Genomic DNA, 20,524 nt, shown 5'->3' with positions numbered 1-20,524 from the left:
CCTGAGTCCCCTCCCCTACTACCGCCTCTCCAGCCGACGCTTTTTCCTTCAGACTTATTTTCGGTTAACGCTGTGAGGCCATCGAAAGGTCTGCGCCTTCCACCACTCAGGCAATAGCCGTCTGACCTTGGACTGAGCAAAACGGTCATCAATCAGGTACAGCACACCACGATCAGAGGTTGTCCTTATGACCCGACCTGCTGCCTGAATGACCTTATGCATACCTGGATAAAAGTAGGCATAGTCATAACCAGTACCAAATTGTCGGTCGAGCTTCGTCCTGATCTGTTCATTGGCAGGATTGATCTGAGGAAGGCCAAGTGTTGCGATAAAAGCTCCTATCAGCCGCTGCCCTGGCAGGTCGACACCCTCGCCAAAACTCCCCCCTAGCACTACGAAACCAACACCGCTGCTGGTGTTTGTAAACCGTTGCAGAAACTGGGCCTTGTCTGCCTCATTCATCTGCCGTGCCTGGAGCCAAAGCGGAATATCCGGGAAAAGATTGGAAAATAACGATGCAGTCTTTTCGAGATAGTCGAAGCTACTAAAGAAAGCCAGATAATTTCCTGGCTCCTGTCTGTACTGCCAAGCCATTAACTCTGCAATGGGCCGCAGGGATTGCTCTCGGTGTTGATAACGCGTCGAAATGTTGTCTACGAGGCGAACCGATAACTGTTCAGCCGCAAACGGGGACTTTACGTTAACCCAAGGTGTACCCGCTGCAAGCCCAAGCGTATCCCGCAAGAAGTGAGGCGGACTTAAGGTCGCGGAAAAAAGAATAGCGGCATGGGTTGCGTTGAATCGCGGGCCGATAAAAGGTGCCGGGACTACATTCCGTATGGTTACAACGGACTGTTGCACGGCTGGTTTACGTGACAGCTCATTTTTTTTCAGTAATTCGAACAGTGAGTGCTCACCAAAACTTTCAGCCATCCGAACGAATTGAATTGCATCAAAATAGAAAAGCTGAAGCGTAGCATCCAGTGGAGCCAGCGTCTCGTTAAGCAGGTCGTTTATAGCTGAAATCGCTTTTTGCAGCGCGGATAACAATTTCGCGGGAATTTCGTCGTATGCCTGATAGGTTGAAGGTTGTTCCTTGATTAAGGCATTCCAGCAACGATTGATCCGATCCAGTGGCTGCTTCAGCCCTGGAGGTCTTTCTTTGCGAAGTGACGCTACTACAGCATGATCCAGAGAGGCGGTATACATCCCCCGCGCACGCTCCAATAGATTATGCGCTTCATCAACGAGGATTCCGATCCGCCATTGACTCTGCTCCTTTAAGGCAAAAAGCATAGCGCTGCTGTCAAAGTAGTAGTTGTAATCCCCTACAATGACATCGCACCAGCGCGCCATCTCCTGACTCAGGTAATAAGGACATACCTGCCACCCAAGCGCTATGGTGCGTAGCGAGTCATGATCCAGTACCTTTTCCTTCAAGGCGGCTTGCCGGGCTTGGGGCAAACGGTCATAGAACCCCTTGGCCAGAGGACAGGATTCACCATGGCATGCTTTATCCGTGTGTTCACATGCCTTGTCGCGTGCCCTCAGCTCCAGAATACGCAGCGAAAGCTCTGGTGCGGCCTGGGTGATAGCGCCCATCGCATTGAAAGCCAACTGCCGACCAGAATTCTTTGCGGTAAGAAAAAAGACCTTGTCCAGATTTTGCCGTGGCATAGCCTTGAGCAATGGAAACAAGGTGCCAATGGTTTTGCCTATCCCCGTGGGCGCCTGGATCATGAGGCTACAGCCTACATGGGCCGCTTTATAGACAGCCTCGGCAAGATCACGCTGCCCCGTACGAAAGGAGGCATGTGGAAAGGGTAACGCCTCCAGGCAACGCTGGCGATGCTCGCGATGAGTCAGTTCCTGCTCAGCCCAGTCCAGAAACAGGCTGCACTGCCGTTCGAAGTACTCTTTAAGCACTCCAGATGTAAACCGCTCAAGCAGAGTAGTTTCCTTCTGACTGCCTACATCAAAATACACCAACGCCAGCTCGAGCTCATGAAGCGACAATTTTTGGCATAACAGCCATCCATATATCTTCGCTTGCGCCCAATGCAGGTGACGATGATTGGGCGGCATGTGAGTCAGGTCGCCCCGGTAAGTTTTAATTTCCTCGAGCCGGTTCAGCTCCGGGTCGTATCCATCGGCCCGCCCTTTGATACGAAGATGCCTGTACTCCCCCTCCAGCGTTACCTCCCGCTGGTAAGACTGCTTTCGACGCGCGGTAACGATGCCATGTCCTTGAATGCCCTCAAGGGCTGTCGGTGATGGCGTGAAACGCAGATCAAGGTCTCCCTGCTTAGCAACAAACTCACACAGAGCCCTTACAGCAACGCTGTACTGCACGCAACAGACTCCTCCCATTGCACATAACACACACATACCGGCATTTCATGAGCCATAGAGTAATCCAACCAGCGAACCTGATTATCTTGGAGACGATCGCCCGGCCCCTTCACTTCGATCATGCGGTACCGTCGCTCGTGGGGCCAGAACTGGATCAAGTCTGGAAATCCTGTCCGGTTGACCTTTACATCTTGAAGTATTCGCTCGAACCACACGCGTAAATGCTGGGGAGGCAAGCACTGCAATGCTAGCTCCAACACTTCTGCCGTTACGGCTCCCCATGCAATAAAAGGGGCCTGGATACCCTGCTTTTCCAGGAAGTTGCGTTTGATGGTTTCCTTATAACAGCCACTTTCGAGCTGAGACAGGCATGCTTCAAATTGCTGTGCACGCCTGGTTGCGAATTGCGGCATATGAATGTCGGCAGGAGCGCGATGAAAAGGATGAAAGAAGGCTCCAGGCAAAGGAACAAAAATTGCGTCCCAGCATAAAAGACCAAGTAGCGCATTGATCAGGATATTTTCAACATAAAAGACCGGCGCATCAGGTTCCGACAGATGCTCTTGAACACATAACTCAACGGGACGACAAGCATCCAGACGATGTAACGTCAGGTCGATACGCTCAACGCAGCGTTCGATGCGCTTGGGCAACTTGGGCATACTCAGCTTACGCCGCAGCCGGGGTAACATACGGGCCAATAGCTGGGCTTCACTATCACTTTCTGGAGCTCGCTCTGCCTGGCAGGCCAGTTCGAAAGCGGCTTTATACTGCTCGGTTTTTTCGAGTACACGGATAGCGCGAATTCTTGCGCCAGGATGCCGGCAACTCTGATAGAGATCCAGGGCGGCAGTAAAGTTACCCTGCTGTTCACAGCAGTAGGCAACCTCATAAGTCAGTTTACCTCTGCGTGCCTCCAGCCAATCATTATCTAACGGTAATCTGGGGAGCACATCTAGAATGTCGTCCAATGCAGTTCCGTCACGAAAGCGCTCACGACAGTCATACAGTGCTACGTAATCATCGATGTCTTTGCGGATACGGAAGCCTCGTGATGAATCAGAAAATTCCACCTTTTCATAACGGAAAATTCCGAGATCCGATAAGACGAACTCGCTCCAGTCCTGATGTAAATTACCGAAAAACATAAGCCTTAATCGGTCACATATGTTTGTGACGGTAATTTCATAGACGCGGTCATCCAGCGAGCTGCACCATTCCGTCAGCAGCCTCGGATCATTAAAGTCAGCCTTGAGCACTTCAAGCTGCTCTGACTTCTTTAAAGATGAGCGAGATAACTGCTCAGGAAAGACCTGAGCCAATTCTGCCTTTTTCAGCAAACCGAACAGTTGCTCTAGAGAAAGTACCGGCCTATCCGATACCCAGCCCAGCTCAACCAGTGGCAACACTGCTTGATGGGGGCAGCCAATCTCCTGGTAGCACAGCTTGCTGCCTCGGAACAGCGCCCCTTTGCGCATGACCATTCTAACCAACAGGGCCTGCGAGGCTTTAGGAAGCGAAGGAAAAACCTGGAGAAACACCCTCTCCGTCTCATTCAGAAGATCACTGTAACGCTCACTGGTCCAGGCCAGTACCGTGTGGAAATTATTCAGGTAATAAAACGGATCTTCCAGAATTCGAGTAGCGTGCATGGAGGGTCACAGTACCGCTACGGGCCTTAACAAAAGAAACCCGCTTTTGCGTAGTTGAATGAAGGAGGTCTTTCGAGCACAGGGTGGATGTATATACAGATAACAGCGAGGCGACTACCAATCAACCGTGTCTGGATGAATGGATGCAACAGATACCTAAAAACTGAACTCTAATGTTCAGCGGTTATACCTCAAGCTTTTCAGGTAGCGAATTATCACCTACACCTTTAGTGATACGACTCGCGCTGTAACCCTGCCATTCTGGAAACGCTTGGCAATATATCCATAGCCAAAATAGTTGACGGTAAAGCAAACCAACGCTGTTTTGCGCGGTCAGAAAGTAAATCGGTTCGGAGATCAGTCATGTTTGGTAAGCGCACTGAAGATAGTACTTCAGCCACTCATTTTCGCAGCGAGCGCATTAGCTGGGTTAATGGCAATTATTTCTTCACAACGCGAGAAGGTACACTCGAAGGACCTTTTTTTACCCGTGAAGAGGCCGAGCACCAGATCGGACGGTATATCTCCAGAATGACCCAGGCCGCTGAAATTCAAAAGCGAGCTGGCTAATTCCTCTAAAATCTCGCGTTCGGATCGGCTAGACTTGCGCTTTGCTTGGCCCAAATAAGCAGTGCAGTCGATGTCAGATACCTTTCACGCTGAGTTGGACTGGGACGATCAGGGTCAACCGATCTCCCGCTCCTTTGGCGATGTCTATTTTTCCAAGGCGAGTGGCCTTGAAGAAACCCGTTACGTTTTTCTGGCTCAAAATGAGCTCCCACGTCGTTTCGCCGCGCTTCATGCAGGTGAGGTCTTTACGATTGGTGAGACAGGGTTTGGAACGGGACTCAATTTTCTTTGTGCCTGGCAGCTCTTTACACAGACAGCACCCGCTAAGGCACGGCTGCACTTCGTTAGCGTTGAAAAATTCCCGCTGAGTGCTTCAGACCTGAAAAAAGCGCTGGCCCTTTGGCCTGAATTAGTGGATTACGCCGACGCTCTGTTGGCTCAATACATTGCCGTACATGCTGGCTTTCAGCGTTTCTCCCTAGATGATGGCCGAGTTACGCTAACGCTTTTGGTAGGTGATGCACTCAATTGTCTGCCGGAGCTGGATGCTCGGTGCAATGCCTGGTTTCTTGACGGATTTGCTCCAGCCAAGAACCCGGATATGTGGACAAGCGCTCTATTTGGGCAACTAGCCCGGCTGTCGGCTGATGATGCAACACTCGCTACCTTTACATGTGCCGGATTTGTTCGCCGCGGTCTGCTAGAGGCGGGCTTTGCAATGAAGAAAGTACAAGGCTTTGGACATAAGCGGGAAATGCTCAAAGGCAGTCTTGTGGCGCCGGTACCTGGCTCTGTCAAACCATGGTTTGAGCGGCCGCCGCTCCATATTGGCCCTAGAACAGCCATAGTAATAGGTGCAGGGCTGGCAGGCGCTTCGACAGCGGCCAGTCTCGCAACGCGCGGTTGGCAGGTAACGGTTCTGGAGCGCCATGCAACTTCTGCAGCAGAGGCGTCTGGCAATCTGCAAGGCGTTCTATACCTTAAACTCTCCCCTCACTTCACACCCCTTACCCGCTTAGCCTTAAGCGGTTTTGGCTATACCCGTCGTCTGCTGGAGGGTCTGGACAAAACATTGAACTGGGATGGGTGCGGTACGATACAACTGGCTACTGACCCTGCCGAGGACAAACGTCAGCAGCAACTGGCAGAACGGTTGCCATCAGCTTTACTGCGCCGAGTCAGTGCTGATGAAGCCTCAAAGCTTTCTGGGGTTGAGCTTTCCCAAGGGGGAGTTCACTTTCCGGAGTCGGGCTGGGTTCATCCACCTGCGCTCTGTCGATTTTTACTGCAGCATCCCAATATCACGCTGATGACCCATCAGGAGGCTATTCGGCTCGAGCGTCACCACGCCCAATGGAAGGTGTACGGCAACGAAGCACTTTTAGCTCAAGCGTCTGTTGTTGTGGTGGCCAGCGCGACCGAGACGGCAACACTGATAGAAAACGCCCAACTACCACTCAAACGTATTCGTGGACAGATAACTCATTTGCCAGCGACACGCGCAAGCCAGGCGCTGCAATGCGTAGTTTGCGGTGAAGGGTACATTGCTCCTTCACGGAATCATCTCCATACATTGGGAGCCAGCTTCGACTTCAAGCGTGACGATCTTGAGCTGTGCACTGAAGAACATAAAGGTAATCTTGCATTACTTAATGCCCTCTCACCCGTGCTGGCCAAGGCACTTGGCGCCGAACAACTGGATCCAGCAACACTGGAAGGACGGGCTGCGTTTCGCTGTACGACCCCTGACTATCTTCCAGTCGTGGGCCCGATAGCTGATGCTGCCGCCTTTGCGCATACTTATTCCATTCTCGGCAAAGATGCTCGGCAAGTACCGGAAAGTCCGGTACCTTGGCTGAATAATCTGTTTGTCAACGCAGGCCACGGTTCTCGCGGCCTGATCACCGCGCCACTTTCCGGCGAGCTGTTGGCGGCTTGGTTGAACAATGAGCCACTGCCATTACCTCGTGCCGTAGCAGAGGCCTGTCACCCTAACCGGTTTCCTCTGAGAGCCGTTATCAGGGGCCAAGCTTGATGACATACTCATACCATCGCTAACCGCTGCTTTCGCTGGGGCGGAGGAAACGCCGCGTCAAGTAATGCCAGATCGTGCTCCGATAGTTGAAGCGTCGCAGATTTGGCATTTTGCTCGATATGATCAAGCCCGACGGCCTTGGGTATGGCAATCACCCCAGGCTGTCGAAGCACCCAAGCCAACGCTACCTGAGCCGGTGTAACCTCAAGTCGCTCCGCGACGGCCAGAAGAGCTGGATGCTGGAGCATGCCGCCACCCTGCCCTACCGGACAATAAGCCATAAGAGGCATTTGCTGCCGTTGGCACCAAGGCAGGAGGTCAAATTCAATGCCTCGCTCCTCCAGGTTATACAGGACCTGATTCGCGGCACAGCGATCGTCCGCGAGGTCAAGCATATCGTCCACGTCAAAATTCGACACGCCCCAATGCAGAATCTTGCCTTGTTCTCGCAGCGTCTCGAATGCTTCTACCGTTTCGCTCAGCGGTGTTCTTCCCCGCCAATGCAAAAGATACAAGTCGATACGATCTGTACGCAGACGACTGAGGCTGCGATCGCATGCCTGCAAAACACCCTCGCGATTCGCATTGTGGGGATAGACTTTGCTGACTAGGAAAATACTGTCACGCTGACCTTGAATGGCTTCGCCAACGACATGTTCAGCACCTCCTTCGGCATACATTTCAGCCGTGTCGATCAAGGTCATACCCAGCTCGATCCCACGGCGTAGAGCGCGTATCTCTCTTTCGCGCGCTGATGCCTGTTCACCCATATGCCAAGTACCCTGGCCAAGCGCAGGGACAGTTGTGCCGTCAGGTAAACGAACCGTTTTCATGACGTGTACCCTTCGGTGGCATACCCGTTACCCGATGTTTTGGCAGGCTTATCCCTCCACGGATTAAAACTGCCAAAGCTCCAGAGATGCCCTTCACGGTCCCGGCAAGTAAAGGAACAGCCTCCATAAGGCGCCTCACGGATATCAATGATCACATCGGCACCCGATGCCTTGGCACGCTCGCATAAGACATCAGGTTCATCGGTTACCAGATACACTCCTTGAGTCACGCCTCTGGCCTGCTCCGGCTGGACCATATAAGCATCCACATCGTTATGCAGCACGGACGTTACGATGAGCATTCCCTGTCCATAAACAAGCTGTGCATATTCGATACTGCCGTCTTCATTCGAGATCAGGCTTTTTACCTCGAACCCAAACGTCAGGCGCAACCAGTCAATGGCAGCGGGAGCGTCGTGGTAGCGAAGGTAGGGAATGGCAAAGCCATGTGCCGCCGAAGGGGTAGAAGTCATGAACGATCCTCCTGAAGTCTATTGAACTTAGACGCCGTGTTTGTCTTGCGTTCTGTCAAAAGGTCGGAATGACCATACGTCGCCTGCCTGTCGGCACTCGATTGAGACGGATCTCACTGATAAAGTGGCGCCCCCGCCAAACCTGGAACTGGCAATTACTTGATGCGCCTCAAGGACTTCTACATGTACCGCTCTCTTTCCAAACTCCTGGTATGCACGCTCACCATGCTTTCTCCTGTAATAAGCATGGCAGCCGACCCTATCGTTATCCGTTTCTCGCATGTTGCCGCGCCAGATACGCCTAAAGGCCAGGGTGCGCTACTGTTTCAGAAGAAGGTAGAGGAACAGCTGGGAGGGACCGTCAAGGTAGAGGTATACCCCAACTCATCCTTGTATGGCGATAAGGAAGAAATTCAGGCGCTTCAAGATGGCAAGGTAGAAATGCTGGCAGTGGCATTGGCCAAACTGGGTACTTATTCACCTAAACTGAAGCTGTTTGACCTACCCTTCCTGTTTGACAGCCAGGCCGCACTGGATCGGTTCCAAAGCAAGCCAACCGGACAACAGCTGCTCCTGTCCATGGAAAAGCAGAACATCGCAGGGCTGGCTTACTGGCATAACGGAATGAAGCAGCTTTCCGCTCAGAAGCCGCTGCGTGAGCCGGAAGATATGCGAGGCCTAAAGGTTCGCATTCAGGATTCGGACGTCCTTGAGTCTCAATTCCAGTCGTTGGGTGCTACGCCCGTCAAGCTGTCGTTCAGCAAGGTAAACCAGGCACTTGCTGACGGGACCATCAACGCGGCAGAAAACCCTTGGACCAACCTTTATAGCAAGCATCTTTACGAGCAGCAGCGCTATATCACTGAGAGCAACCATGGCTCTCTGGATTACATGCTCATTACCAACGCCAGCTTCTGGCGCCAGATTCCTTTTAACGTTCGCATCAAGCTGGAAACTATTCTTGGCGAAGTGACCTATGAGGTGAATCGACAGGCAGACGCACTCAATCAGAAAGACAAGGCCAAGATCGTGAGTGCTGGTAACAATGAAGTCATCACGTTAACCAATGATCAGCGTCAGCGCTGGAGAGCAGCCATGCAACCTGTATGGCAGCACTTCGAGAAACAGATCGGGCAGGACTTGATCAAGGCCGCCCTGTACACCAACGAGACGCCTTGACCTGATAAATACTGCTTCCTCAGGACCGTGGGGAAGCAGTTACCCTGTCCCATCGCTGTAACGGCTTCTCTCCAGACTGCTGACAGCCGATATCTCGAAACGGCCCTGCCAGTCGTTCCCATCCATCGCCGGGCGATGTCCTCTGACATACCACCTGCCCGTTGAACTTGCTACGCCATTTGAAGAAAGGTGCAGGCGCTGCGGCTACGCTTAGGCTCACAATCAGCAACAAGCCTGTTGTCCAGCGGCTATGTCGAAAAAGCCATGGCATGATTATTCTCCGAACACTATTGGATAAATACTTGACCGATAACCATCGGTTGAGCAAATGACGTACCAGGTTTGACGCTACAAAGCAGCGATAAAAAAGCCGGAGCAATTGCTCCGGCTTTTTTAGGGGCGGCCATGCCCTTGTTCAAATCCTGGCCCTGGCCCACCGGGACCTCCATGGTGACCTCCATGAGGCCCCCACCATCCACAGCAGCCGCTCAGTAGCAAACTGACCGCTAAAGTAGTCGCTAGCAAAACACGATGACGCATGGTTTACCTCGTGGTCGATCAGCTTATTTAAAGGCTCCTCCTCAAAGGAGCCTTTAAAGCTAACACTACCCGGCACATCGTTCTTTCTCGAACGACTTTACCCCCTGCTCACCATTCTTTACGCTTAGCTGACATTTCTCTCAGCTATTGCGGTATTCCTGCTCCGCGACCTCGAAGCGCTGCTTCATTGACGCGCTCGGAGCGCTACCCAGTCGGCTGAATACAACAATAGCTAGGCTCGCAAGAATAAAGCCAGGCACAATTTCATACAGGCCAAGCCATCCTAGCTGCTTCCAGACCACCACAGTCACAGCACCAACGATCATGCCGGCCAATGCACCGTTACGTGTCATCCCCTTCCATAGGAGCGAGAAGAGGACAACCGGACCAAAGGCTGCACCAAAACCTGCCCAGGCGTAGGAGACCAGTCCCAATACGCGGTTTTCAGGATTGGAAGCGATTGCGATCGCAATGACTGCAATCAGAAGAACCATGAGACGTCCCACCCACACCAACTCTTTCTGGGATGCGTGCTTGCGAAGGAAAGCCTTATAGAAGTCTTCAGTCAGCGCACTTGAGCAGACCAACAGCTGGCAGCTTAGGGTACTCATGACAGCTGCCAGAATGGCTGACAGCAGAACACCGGCCACCCATGGGTTGAACAGCAGCTTCGCCAGTTCGATGAAAACCCGCTCAGGGTTTTCTGTCACTGCGCCAGCCTGCTCAGGATGCGCGGCAAAATAAGCAATTCCAAAGAAGCCTACACCCACCGCACCCGCCAGACACAGAATCATCCAGGTCATACCGATTCGACGTGCTGAGCGCATTGACTTGACCGAATCTGCAGCCATGAAGCGTGCCAGGATATGAGGCTGGCCAAAATAACCCAGTCCCCAGGCCAGTAATGAAATAACGCCAACGAAGGTAGCCCCTTTGAAAAGGTCGAAATGGGCGGGGTTTACGCTTTCGATGGCAGCAAATGCTGGCTCAAGACCACCTGTGGCATTGAGTATCATGACTGGCGCCAGAATCAAGGCGAAGATCATGAGCGTAGCCTGCACAGTATCCGTCCAGCTTACTGCCAGAAAGCCACCTACAAAGGTATAGAGAATGGTCGCCAGTGCACCCGCCCACAAGGCTGTCCCATACGAGAGGCCAAAGGTGCTTTCAAACAGACGAGCCCCAGCCACAATACCGGAAGCACAGTAGATGGTGAAAAAAACCAGGATGATGATTGCCGAGAAAATACGCAGGACACGACTGTGATCCTCAAAGCGATGCGTAAAATAGTCTGGCAGTGTCAGAGCATTATTGTTGTGCTCGGTATGGACACGTAGCCGACCTGCAACCAGAAGCCAATTCAGCCAGGCACCTGCTATCAGGCCAATGGCAATCCAGCTTTCAGAAATACCGGCGAGAAAAATAGCGCCTGGCAGGCCCATCAACAGCCAGCCGCTCATGTCCGAAGCACCGGCGGACAACGCTGTCACTACACTACCGAGGCTTCTTCCCCCCAAGATGTAATCGTCGAAGTTTTTTGTAGATCGCCATGCCAGAAAGCCGATCAGGACCATGGCAGCGATATAGATCAGGAAAGTGATCAACGTTGGAGTATTGACGCTCATTATTCCCTCATTATTTGTTGTTGTGGGATCAATTACTCATCGCTCCCACGTTGGCAGAGGGCGACGCACATGCCGTCACCGTTGGGCAACCCATCAGGTATGCACCAGACAGAGTTCCATTCTGTCTTCTGGAACTACCAGTTTCCTGGCGTGTTTGGATCAAACTAGGTATTACCTTGGGCTACCAGACGACAAAAGCGTCATCAGACGAAGTGCAACCGTAGCCGGATGAACATTCTACGGAATTGGCAAACAAGTTGGGATAGCCACTGACAATCAAAAACGCTTCCTGAAACAAGGTCTTAACCTTCTATGTCAGCAGGATTGATTGAGCGACGAAAGAGACAGGTGCAACCGATTGGTTGCGCCTCACACGCTTATCATTGATGAATAATGTCTTTGCGCATAGGCGAAAGACGCGCAAGTAATCTGTTTTACGTCGGAACAGGGTAGCCAGCAGACACCCATCATTCGTCCAAGCGGGTCGGAAGCTCATGACAAGCAGTATCGCGACCACGGCGATCTATGAGCGCGTCACAGTGCTAGCGCCTCAACAGGGGTCTGAACACGGCGGTCATTCATCCAATGTTCAAACGCCTGCGCCGGCAGCGGACGACTGATCAGGTAGCCCTGCACCATGTCGCAGCCCCATAGCGTCAACAACTCCAGCGCCTGAGCATATTCCACACCTTCGGCAACAACCTTCATATCAAGGTTATGTCCCATATCGATAGTGGAGCGAACAATCACAGCGTCCTCGCTGTTATCACTCAGGTCGCGAATAAACGACTGATCGATCTTTAACTCGCTTACCGGCAGACGTTTCAAGTGAGCCAACGAGGCATAGCCGGTGCCATAGTCATCTACGGACAGACTGATACCCTGATCCCGGAGACGTTGCAGAATGCTTACTGCTCGCTCAGGATCCTGCATGATGGCACTTTCCGTTACCTCCAGAACAAGCTGGTCTGCTCGTACAGTCGAACCTTTAAGTAGTCGCTCCAAACGATTGGGGAGATCGCCATCAACCAAGTCGGCAGCGGATATATTGAGAGACACTCGTGCAGTAAGGCCTTGCTCGCTCCACTCTTCCAACTGCCGAAACACCTCCTCGACTACCCAAATCGTCAATAGGGTGATGCTGCCGGTACGCTCAGCCAACGGGATAAATTCCCCAGGCGATACCATACCGAACTGAGTATGCTGCCAACGTAGAAGCGCCTCAGCCATGAAAGGCCCCCGTCCATCCAGACTCAGCTTGGGCTGATAATGCAAGAGCAGCTCACCCCTTGAGCCTGCATGCTGAAGATCCCTGATAAGACTGATCTGACGATAATAAGCATCATCCCGACCATTCTCGTAAAGCTGCAGACGCCCGGCCTGGCTGCCTGCGTCCCGCATTGCAATACTGGCCCGCAGGAGCAACTCATGGGCCTCATGACCATCCTGAGGGTAGCAAGCCACCCCTACGCGGCAGCTCATCTTGAATTCGTTCAGCCCTACAGCAATAGGCAAAGCAATTGCCTGCTGAATTTCTTCAGCGGCTGCCAGAGCAGTATCAGGAGTACCTGGATTGAGCAGGAGCAGGAACTCATCGCCAACCAGACGAGAAACACAATCTCCATTTCCTACAAGACGTTTAAGTCGATCTGCAATGGTTTGCAGAACCACATCTCCACCTGCAGTACCACTGCTCTGATTGACCTCCCGAAAACGCTCAAGCCCCAGATACATGACCGCAACAGACTGTTCTCCCGCAATGGCGTGAGACAGTCGCTCCATGGCCAACGCCCGATTGGGAAGCCCTGTAAGCGCATCATGGAGTGCGTTATGACTCAATTGCCGTTCTCGTTCGGCGATTCCGATCCGCATGGTGTCAAGTGTGCTGGCTAACCGGCCAAACTCATCACTTCGCGCCAGGGCAATTGGCGTGGTGTAATCGCCGTTACCGATCCGCTGGGTAGCAGCTGCCAATCGTCGAACAGGTTCGGCAACCCCTCTTGCAATAAGTAAAGCCAGACCCAGCGCCAGGACAAGCGTCAGTACGGCTATCCAGAACAACTGATGCATCAGAGGAGAAAACGCTTTCATAGCTTCGTCGAGCGGGCGATGCAGAAAAGCGGATACCTTGAAGGTATCGGCATCAGTTAACGTCAGCCGCTCCGTCAGATAGTTACGACCATCCAATCTGAGCGGCAACGGTTTGTCTAGCCTGAGTTCATTGGCCGGATGGCTTAGCAGTTCGTCAGCGGCTTGATCCGAAAGGGTACTGATCGGCTCACTTGGAACGCCCCCCTCTTGCGCAATAAAAGACACATCCAGGCCGCTTAGCGAGCGCAATTCGCCCGCCAGGCTCTGATCCATGGCAAAGCCCATTACCACGCGCGCAACTGGTAGAGGAGCAAGTACAGGAGCCTCTACCATCAGATGCGGAACACGTTGCAGAGAAACGATACGCATCGTTTGATCAGTCGCACCGTCTACCTGGACCTTGTTACCCTCGTGAAATATCGACCCAACTGTATAGAGCGAAACGGTACTACTGATTACCCTTCCCGTCAGGTCAAGCAGCAACACCTCATCCGCCTTGATCCGAGCGCCATAATTAGCTAGCGCTGAAGTTATCGTTAACCCATCTCCAGAAGCGACAGCTCCTTTGAAAGCAAAATCGGATGTCAGAACCTGTACCGTGTCATGCAGTTGCCGTCCGCGCATCTCCACAAGACGCTCGAATACCCGAGCGCCGGTATTGAGCTGTGAAAGCGACTCAGCCCGTACAGATGATTGGGTAGCAGCCTTTACGGCAAAATAAACCGTTCCGATGGTTAGCAACGCCAGGATGAACATGGCGCTAGCGATGCGCGCCTGAAAGCTATTTCGCAGCGTCATCGGCAGCGCTCCGAAAGGCTTGCTCCAACGCATTCGGCGCCGGCTCTGAGGGTTCATTATCAGGCGTTATCTCAATAGCGTATCGAGCTGTGCCCGCAGTGGCCGATACAATCAGATCCCCTCCATGAGGCAGCTGTCTGGCCTTTGCAAAGGGGTGCCATAAAGAGACATGGTACTTGCCGGGTGGCAAATCGAACGTTATTTCACCTTTTTCGTTACTGACAGCAAACCATGGGTCATCGGTAATAACGATATAACCCACCATCCAATCATAAATATTGCAACCCAACACAATAACGCCTGGTCTGTCGAAAGTTACTGGATCAGCTGGAATGCCGTGATAAAGAGGCAAGTCGAATCGCTTGGCAGGTGAAAAGGAATACACCTGATGACGAACATTATCACTATTAGGGAAACTGACCTGCGTTCCGGTATGAGCCGCCAGTACATGCGGCACATAACGACGTTCCCGTTGACCCATGACCGCAGGCTGGAGCACAGCAGGATTAGTGCCTCCGCTTAACGTAACAACCGCATCCGCTAACGGATTATCCTGTCCCTCGATAACTGCGATATGCACTTGAGTGGCCCATACCGGAACAGAGAGCGCCATAAGCCCACCGGTTAGCCACCGCGCTATACGCATCATAGATGAAGACATGAGGTTATCCTTCGAACACGGCTTGGCAATTACCTACTCGTCCTTATCGGCACAGTGTCGGGATAGTTGAGGCGCTATGATGTTTGTAACGGAATCTAGCGCTCTCTAGCCAAGGCGAAGCCCAATAGGCAGGAAACGCCGCATCTGGCCGCTACTCGCCTGAAGGGTATCTCCGTCTCGCTCAGAAGATGGAGCGTCTAACCCAGGCGAGCCTTCAACAGCTATCAATACGGCGTCATACCTGTAACGTCCTAAACTGGATATGGAAATGACTAGGCTCAGCGAGACTTGACAGGTTAATTCGCCATCGTGATTCGGCGATCAAGGTGAACACTTAAATAGTACTCAATCGCCTCAAAATCCAACGCCCCGGCAATGGAAATGATCACTTATCGATCTAAAGGGCATAAAGCGCCTGAAGCAGGCCCGTCAACAGAGCTTTGGAAAGAGGCTGGTCATTGCCGTAACGAGAACAGTTCTTCACAGGCGTAATACAACATGTGTTGAAAACTGGGTCCGGCGCAGGATAACGCGCTAAAACACGCAACCTTTCCATGACATCAGAAACGTTTTCCGTCATGTCATCTTCATCAAGATAGACAATCAACGTCTGGTTATCGCCTAACCTTGCAAAAGCATAAACACGTTCCCAAGAGCAGTGCAGGCTTGCAGGCGGCACGCTCTCTACCTCGCCCTTACAAAGATAATAGCCAAGCAAACAACATAGGACGGAGCCAGTTTGTTTATGTGCACTTACTCAAATGAAGCGCACTTGCCTATTTATCTGCGGTCAAGTCTAGAGTAGCCATCGACCACATTGAAAAGCTTCAAAGCCCTCCCCATGTTGGTCGCAAATAGTCATTCTAAGGTAAGTCAATGAGCGATCAGGAACATACTCCCGAAATCATCAGTGGCGACGGTTCAAAGACCGGCCTTGCACTGCCTGGACAAAATCTTCCCGACAAGCTTTACATCATTCCCATCCATAACCGGCCTTTTTTCCCAGCGCAGGTATTGCCTGTTATTGTGAATGAAGAGCCTTGGGCCGAAACGTTGGAGCTGGTGGCCAAAACCGATCATCACTGTCTGGCATTGTTCTATATGGACAATCCTCCCGAGGATGGAAACAGCTTCGACCCTGATAACCTGCCAGAGCACGGCACACTGGTTCGTATCCATCATGCCAGTCGGGAAAACGGCAAGCTGCAATTCGTAGCGCAGGGGCTTTCACGCGTCAGGATCAGCGGTTGGCTGAGACGTAAGCACCCTTACCTTGTTGAAGTTGAGCATGCCAAGACTCCGACTGACCCAAGCGATGAGGTCAAGGCATATGGCATGGCGCTGATCAATGCCATCAAGGAGCTGCTTCCGCTCAATCCACTCTACAGTGAAGAGCTAAAGAACTATCTCAACCGCTTCAGCCCCAACGACCCTTCGCCTTTAACAGATTTCGCTGCTGCCCTGACAACCGCACCTGGCCAGGAATTGCAGCAGGTTTTGGATACCGTCCCGATCCTTAAGCGCATGGAAAAGGTTTTGCCATTGCTGCGTAAAGAAGTCGAGGTCGGACGCCTGCAGAAAGAACTGTCTGCTGAGGTCAACCGAAAAATCAATGAGCGGCAACGAGAGTTCTTCCTTCGAGAGCAGCTCAAACTGATCCAGCAGGAGCTGGGTATAACGAAAGATGACCGCAGCAGCGATCTCGAAAGCTTCAGGCAGCGCCTGGAGGGCAAAGTCCTACCGGAACCGGTACGTAAACGCATCGACGACGAGCTCAATAAGTTATCCATTCTTGAAACCGGTTCGCCTGAATATGGTGTCACGCGCAATTATCTGGATTGGGCTACCGATTTACCCTGGGGTATACAGGGCAAGGACAACCTTGATCTAAAACGTGCGCGCAAGGTATTGGACCGTCACCATGCCGGTCTTGATGACATCAAAAGTCGCATTCTTGAGTTTCTGGCTGTTGGCGCTTTCAAAGGAGAAGTATCTGGCTCAATCGTGCTACTGGTAGGCCCCCCCGGCGTAGGTAAAACCAGTATCGGCAAGTCAATTGCTGAATCACTGGGCCGCCCCTTCTATCGCTTCAGCGTAGGCGGTATGCGAGACGAAGCAGAAATTAAGGGGCATCGTCGCACTTATATCGGAGCCATGCCGGGCAAGCTTGTTCAAGCTTTACGTGATGTGAAAGTAATGAATCCAGTCATTATGCTGGATGAAATAGACAAGATGGGAGCCAGCTATCAAGGTGACCCTGCATCTGCCTTGCTGGAAACGCTGGACCCTGAACAGAATGTAGATTTCCTGGATCACTATCTGGATCTGCGGCTAGACCTATCTAATGTATTGTTCGTATGCACCGCAAACACCATGGACTCCATTCCTGGGCCTCTTCTGGACCGCATGGAAGTCATTCGCCTCTCAGGTTATATCTCGGAAGAAAAGCAAGCGATTGCCAAACGCCACTTGTGGCCCAAGCAATTGGAAAAAGCCGGTGTGCCTAAAGAGCGCCTGATCATCAGCGACAGTGCGTTGAAAAGTATCGTTGAAGGCTATGCTCGAGAGGCTGGCGTACGCCAACTTGAAAAACAGTTGGGTAAGTTGGTGCGTAAGGCTGTTCTACAGCTCATTGAGGAACCTGAGCTCCGAATAAAGGTTGGGGCGAGTGACATCGAAAGTTATCTAGGGAAGCCTGTTTTCCGTAAGGAACAGGTTCTAAACGGCGTAGGCATTATCACCGGCCTGGCTTGGACCAGCATGGGAGGCGCTACCTTACCTGTAGAAGCTACGCGCATTCATACCTTAAACCGTGGATTCAAACTGACCGGTCAATTGGGCGAGGTCATGAAAGAGTCTGCTGAAATTGCATACAGCTACGTTACCTCCCACCTGAAGGAATTCAAGGGAGATCCTACGTTCTTCGACCAAGCCTTTGTACACCTGCATGTTCCAGAGGGTGCTACTCCTAAAGACGGACCAAGTGCCGGTATTACCATGGCCAGCGCCTTGTTATCTCTGGCACGAAATCAGGCACCCAAGAAAAACGTAGCCATGACAGGCGAGCTGACTTTAACTGGCCAGGTTTTGCCCATCGGTGGCGTCAGGGAAAAAGTTATCGCAGCACGTCGGCAGAAAATATTTGAGCTTATTTTGCCAGACGCCAACAAAGGAGACTTCGAAGAGCTTCCTGAGTACTTGAAGGAGGGGCTGACTGTCCACTTTGCAAAGCGTTTTGCAGATGTAGCCAAAATCCTTTTTTAATCCATTAGCAAGGGCAGTTTGTGTACAAGCTTGCCCTTGCCTACCTTAACTTCGTTATCCTTGCAGCCGGTTGAAGAGTTTGGTTGGAGATACGAATGTTAAAATCAGCTACGCTTTGCGCTTTATTGACAACGCTGCTAATGACCGGCTGTGCAAGCAGCCCCGAGCATACCGTCGCAATCAACGAGCGCACGCGCTGTAAACCTCTTTTACTAACACAAGGTCAAGAGCTACACCTCTCACTTCCCAGCGACCCTACAACAGGCTATAGATGGAAGCTCGAAAACACGGTTCCTTCCGTGTTGAAAGGCTTAGGGCCTGAGGTATTTTCATCCTCTGACGAAAGCGAAGATGGAATAGGCTCGGCAGGAGTATCTTCCTGGCGCTTCCAAGCAATTCAATCAGGAGCGACTGAGCTTAAGCTGCAATATCAGCAGCCATGGGACGCAAATAGTATTCCCGAAAAGGCCTTCATTTGTCGTATCGAAGTAAAATAACCACTTACCGCTCGGCTACACCATTTACATTCTCTCGTGGTACCTCTTAATGAGTGAGCAGGACCGTTTATTTGCCAAGCCACAGGCTACTGTTGCCGACTTCGCGTTTAACGAAGATGTCGTTCGGGTCTTCCCCGACATGATCAAGCGTTCAGTACCAGGCTATCCTACTATCGTCGAAAATATAGGCGTCATTGCTGCACAGTTCACCCAGCCTAATACGATTCTCTATGATCTAGGCTGCTCTTTAGGTGCGGTGTCCCAATCGTTGAGACGGCACGTTCAAAGTGAATCGACAAAGGTTGTTGCGGTTGATAATTCAGCGGCCATGATTGAGCGTTGCCGTGAATACATGTCTGCGCAAAGCTCAATGTATGAGCAACTGCTACCTATTGATATTGTTGAAACGGATATCCTTTCGCTGGATTTTCAGCCCGCATCAGTGGTGGCTTTGAATTTCACTTTGCAGTTTATCGCCCCTGAAAAACGCCTAGGCCTGTTGCGTAAAATTCACAGCACCCTTCACCCAAAGGGCGCTTTGCTTCTATCGGAAAAGATCAGATTTGAATTTCAGGAAGAGCAAGTACTGCTTAACGACCTTCACATCGCATTTAAGCGAGCTAACGGCTACAGCGAAATGGAAATCGCTCAAAAGCGTAGCGCTTTGGAGAATGTCATGATGATTGACTCCATTGAAGTACATCGTGCGCGCTTGAAAGAGGCTGGCTTTAGCTCAGTTATACCTTGGTTTCAATGCTTCAACTTCGCTTCGTTTGTAGCTCTTCCATGATCAACACACTAAATATTGAAGGCCTTGCTAATCGCTTGGGTGAAGGCCCCTTAGAAAAGTGGTTAGCCAGTCTGCCACCTGCGATTGCAGCAAAGCTTGAAAAAGGTCATGGCGACCTTGCGAGATGGCAAACAGCTCTCAAGACCCTGCCTGACTTAAAGCCCGATTCGATTGTTTTAAAGGATAGGTTTTGTCTAGAAAAGCCTTTAGACGTTGAGACTCAACAAACCTTAAAAAACGCGCTACTTCAATTATCACCATGGCGCAAAGGCCCTTTCGATGTCTTCGGTATTCACATCGACACAGAATGGCGTTCCGACTGGAAGTGGGAGCGCGTGTCCAAACACTTGGATCTGAACAATAAGGTTGTCTTGGATGTAGGTTGCGGGAACGGCTATTACGCATGGCGCATGGTAGGTGCCGGCGCTCATACAGTAATCGGGATTGATCCTAACTGGCTCTTTCTATGTCAGTTTGTAGCCATGAAAAAATATTTACCCGACCTGCCAGTTTGGAGTCTTCCACTAACGCTGGAAGAGCTTCCCTCTTCTCTCAACGGGTTCGATACCGTCTTCTCGATGGGCGTGCTTTACCATAGACGCTCACCTATTGATCATCTTCTAGCACTTAAAGAATGTCTGCGCTCATCAGGTGAATTAGTACTCGAGACATTAGTTGTGGAAGGAAACGAGCAGACTGTACTGGTACCAGAAGATCGTTATGCTCAAATGAGAAATGTCTGGTTCCTGCCCTCGCCTGCAGCATTAGAACTATGGCTGCGTCGGGCGGGATTCAAAAATATAAGACTGGCGGATATTAGCAGAACCTCTATTCAGGAGCAGCGCTCTACTGAATGGATGAAATTTCAATCTTTGCCCGACTTTCTTGACACTACTGATATGAGCCGCACTATAGAAGGTCTTCCGGCCCCACTGCGTGCCACATTCATAGCCGAAAAGCCATAGAAAGCTTTTGTATAGCAGCTGTCTATACGGCTGCTATATCGCTTTACCAAATTAGCCAGTAGGCCACGCAGGAAAAGCAGCCTATCTCTTTTATTTCTGCTGCAAAAGCAAAACCCCCGGGCGGTTAGGCCTGGGGGTTTTGGGTATAGGTGCTTGACGATGACCTACTCTCACATGGGGAAACCCCACACTACCATCG

At 51.6% G+C, this 20,524-nt stretch carries 16 protein-coding genes; 7 read left to right on the top strand and 9 right to left on the bottom strand.

The genetic code is table 11. From position 1 onward, the window contains the following. Positions 1-54: 54 nt before the first annotated feature. Both HMPREF1487_RS15690 and HMPREF1487_RS15685 read right to left on the bottom strand, forming a co-directional pair. Positions 55-2,370 (bottom strand): ATP-dependent DNA helicase, encoded by a 2,316-nt coding sequence (locus HMPREF1487_RS15690; protein WP_051370190.1) that lies wholly within the window; start codon positions 2,368-2,370, stop codon positions 55-57. Beyond that, positions 2,331-4,004: a VRR-NUC domain-containing protein gene (locus HMPREF1487_RS15685; protein ID WP_010797658.1), complete on the bottom strand. Its 1,674-nt coding sequence runs from the start codon at positions 4,002-4,004 to the stop codon at positions 2,331-2,333. Before HMPREF1487_RS15685 ends, HMPREF1487_RS15690 begins: the two co-directional genes overlap by 40 nt. A gap of 363 nt (positions 4,005-4,367) precedes the next feature. Here HMPREF1487_RS15685 and HMPREF1487_RS15680 point away from each other — a divergent pair, with 363 nt between their 5' ends. Continuing rightward, complete coding sequence (locus HMPREF1487_RS15680; RefSeq protein ID WP_010797657.1) at positions 4,368-4,574, top strand: DUF6316 family protein; 207 nt, start codon at positions 4,368-4,370, stop codon at positions 4,572-4,574. 70 nt (positions 4,575-4,644) lie between these two features. Further along, complete coding sequence (gene mnmC, locus HMPREF1487_RS15675) at positions 4,645-6,609, top strand: bifunctional tRNA (5-methylaminomethyl-2-thiouridine)(34)-methyltransferase MnmC2/FAD-dependent 5-carboxymethylaminomethyl-2-thiouridine(34) oxidoreductase MnmC1 (RefSeq protein WP_010797656.1); 1,965 nt, start codon at positions 4,645-4,647, stop codon at positions 6,607-6,609. 8 nt (positions 6,610-6,617) lie between these two features. Here the strand turns inward: mnmC and HMPREF1487_RS15670 are convergent, their stop codons facing one another. Together HMPREF1487_RS15670 and HMPREF1487_RS15665 are read right to left on the bottom strand one after the other, a co-directional pair. Beyond that, complete coding sequence (locus tag HMPREF1487_RS15670; RefSeq protein WP_010797655.1) at positions 6,618-7,442, bottom strand: aldo/keto reductase; 825 nt, start codon at positions 7,440-7,442, stop codon at positions 6,618-6,620. Beyond that, positions 7,439-7,915, bottom strand: coding sequence for a VOC family protein (locus tag HMPREF1487_RS15665; RefSeq protein WP_010797654.1), 477 nt, complete (start codon positions 7,913-7,915; stop codon positions 7,439-7,441). Before HMPREF1487_RS15665 ends, HMPREF1487_RS15670 begins: the two co-directional genes overlap by 4 nt. A gap of 183 nt (positions 7,916-8,098) precedes the next feature. Here HMPREF1487_RS15665 and HMPREF1487_RS15660 point away from each other — a divergent pair, with 183 nt between their 5' ends. Continuing rightward, positions 8,099-9,094: a DctP family TRAP transporter solute-binding subunit gene (locus HMPREF1487_RS15660; RefSeq protein ID WP_010797653.1), complete on the top strand. Its 996-nt coding sequence runs from the start codon at positions 8,099-8,101 to the stop codon at positions 9,092-9,094. Positions 9,095-9,381: 287 nt separating this feature from the next. Here the strand turns inward: HMPREF1487_RS15660 and HMPREF1487_RS27330 are convergent, their stop codons facing one another. The 5 genes from HMPREF1487_RS27330 to HMPREF1487_RS15640 all read right to left on the bottom strand — a co-directional run bounded on the left by HMPREF1487_RS27330 (position 9,382) and on the right by HMPREF1487_RS15640 (position 15,488). Then, a complete protein-coding gene (locus HMPREF1487_RS27330; protein ID WP_156913092.1) occupies positions 9,382-9,543 on the bottom strand; it encodes a hypothetical protein in 162 nt (53 codons plus the stop codon). 231 nt (positions 9,544-9,774) lie between these two features. Then, entirely contained in the window at positions 9,775-11,259 is a 1,485-nt protein-coding gene (gene putP, locus HMPREF1487_RS15655) for a sodium/proline symporter PutP (protein WP_010797651.1), read from the bottom strand. Between the two features lie 534 nt (positions 11,260-11,793). Further along, positions 11,794-14,148 carry a putative bifunctional diguanylate cyclase/phosphodiesterase gene (locus tag HMPREF1487_RS15650; RefSeq protein WP_010797650.1) on the bottom strand — a complete coding sequence of 785 codons (2,355 nt, stop codon included), beginning with the start codon at positions 14,146-14,148 and terminating at the stop codon, positions 11,794-11,796. After that, positions 14,132-14,809 (bottom strand): methylamine utilization protein, encoded by a 678-nt coding sequence (locus HMPREF1487_RS15645; protein WP_010797649.1) that lies wholly within the window; start codon positions 14,807-14,809, stop codon positions 14,132-14,134. Before HMPREF1487_RS15645 ends, HMPREF1487_RS15650 begins: the two co-directional genes overlap by 17 nt. 397 nt (positions 14,810-15,206) lie before the next feature. Further along, positions 15,207-15,488: a hypothetical protein gene (locus HMPREF1487_RS15640; RefSeq protein WP_010797648.1), complete on the bottom strand. Its 282-nt coding sequence runs from the start codon at positions 15,486-15,488 to the stop codon at positions 15,207-15,209. A 197-nt stretch (positions 15,489-15,685) separates the two neighbouring features. Between HMPREF1487_RS15640 and lon the strand changes: the two genes are divergently transcribed. From lon to cmoB, 4 genes are all read left to right on the top strand, one after another. Next, a complete protein-coding gene (lon, locus tag HMPREF1487_RS15635) occupies positions 15,686-18,073 on the top strand; it encodes an endopeptidase La (protein WP_010797647.1) in 2,388 nt (795 codons plus the stop codon). A gap of 95 nt (positions 18,074-18,168) precedes the next feature. Further along, the gene (locus HMPREF1487_RS26820; RefSeq protein WP_010797646.1) at positions 18,169-18,570 is read left to right on the top strand and encodes a protease inhibitor I42 family protein; all 402 of its coding nucleotides are present in this window, start codon (positions 18,169-18,171) and stop codon (positions 18,568-18,570) included. Between the two features lie 49 nt (positions 18,571-18,619). Beyond that, on the top strand, positions 18,620-19,360 hold the full coding sequence (gene cmoA / locus HMPREF1487_RS15630) for a carboxy-S-adenosyl-L-methionine synthase CmoA (RefSeq protein ID WP_010797645.1): 741 nt from the start codon (positions 18,620-18,622) through the stop codon (positions 19,358-19,360). Further along, positions 19,357-20,325: a tRNA 5-methoxyuridine(34)/uridine 5-oxyacetic acid(34) synthase CmoB gene (gene cmoB / locus HMPREF1487_RS15625; RefSeq protein WP_010797644.1), complete on the top strand. Its 969-nt coding sequence runs from the start codon at positions 19,357-19,359 to the stop codon at positions 20,323-20,325. The genes cmoA and cmoB overlap by 4 nt, the downstream gene beginning before the upstream one ends. Positions 20,326-20,524: the final 199 nt, after the last annotated feature.

The organism is Pseudomonas sp. HPB0071, assembly GCF_000478505.2.
Lineage (GTDB): Bacteria > Pseudomonadota > Gammaproteobacteria > Pseudomonadales > Pseudomonadaceae > Chryseomonas > Chryseomonas luteola.
The sequence above is the reverse complement of the archived record's forward strand: the minus strand, read 5'-3'. Positions and strand labels throughout refer to the sequence as shown.

Excerpts from the sequence above, each read along its gene's own strand:
- putP (WP_010797651.1), bottom strand. The coding sequence starts at position 11,259 with ATGAGCGTCAATACTCCAACGTTGATCACTTTCCTGATCTATATCGCT.
- cmoB (WP_010797644.1), top strand. The coding sequence starts at position 19,357 with ATGATCAACACACTAAATATTGAAGGCCTTGCTAATCGCTTGGGTGAA.
- HMPREF1487_RS15670 (WP_010797655.1), bottom strand. The coding sequence starts at position 7,442 with ATGAAAACGGTTCGTTTACCTGACGGCACAACTGTCCCTGCGCTTGGC.
- HMPREF1487_RS15645 (WP_010797649.1), bottom strand. The coding sequence starts at position 14,809 with ATGTCTTCATCTATGATGCGTATAGCGCGGTGGCTAACCGGTGGGCTT.
- HMPREF1487_RS15660 (WP_010797653.1), top strand. The coding sequence starts at position 8,099 with ATGTACCGCTCTCTTTCCAAACTCCTGGTATGCACGCTCACCATGCTT.
- mnmC (WP_010797656.1), top strand. The coding sequence starts at position 4,645 with ATGTCAGATACCTTTCACGCTGAGTTGGACTGGGACGATCAGGGTCAA.
- lon (WP_010797647.1), top strand. The coding sequence starts at position 15,686 with ATGAGCGATCAGGAACATACTCCCGAAATCATCAGTGGCGACGGTTCA.
- HMPREF1487_RS26820 (WP_010797646.1), top strand. The coding sequence starts at position 18,169 with ATGTTAAAATCAGCTACGCTTTGCGCTTTATTGACAACGCTGCTAATG.
- HMPREF1487_RS15680 (WP_010797657.1), top strand. The coding sequence starts at position 4,368 with ATGTTTGGTAAGCGCACTGAAGATAGTACTTCAGCCACTCATTTTCGC.
- HMPREF1487_RS15665 (WP_010797654.1), bottom strand. The coding sequence starts at position 7,915 with ATGACTTCTACCCCTTCGGCGGCACATGGCTTTGCCATTCCCTACCTT.
- HMPREF1487_RS15690 (WP_051370190.1), bottom strand. The coding sequence starts at position 2,370 with ATGGGAGGAGTCTGTTGCGTGCAGTACAGCGTTGCTGTAAGGGCTCTG.
- HMPREF1487_RS27330 (WP_156913092.1), bottom strand. The coding sequence starts at position 9,543 with ATGGAGGTCCCGGTGGGCCAGGGCCAGGATTTGAACAAGGGCATGGCC.
- HMPREF1487_RS15685 (WP_010797658.1), bottom strand. The coding sequence starts at position 4,004 with ATGCACGCTACTCGAATTCTGGAAGATCCGTTTTATTACCTGAATAAT.
- HMPREF1487_RS15650 (WP_010797650.1), bottom strand. The coding sequence starts at position 14,148 with ATGACGCTGCGAAATAGCTTTCAGGCGCGCATCGCTAGCGCCATGTTC.
- cmoA (WP_010797645.1), top strand. The coding sequence starts at position 18,620 with ATGAGTGAGCAGGACCGTTTATTTGCCAAGCCACAGGCTACTGTTGCC.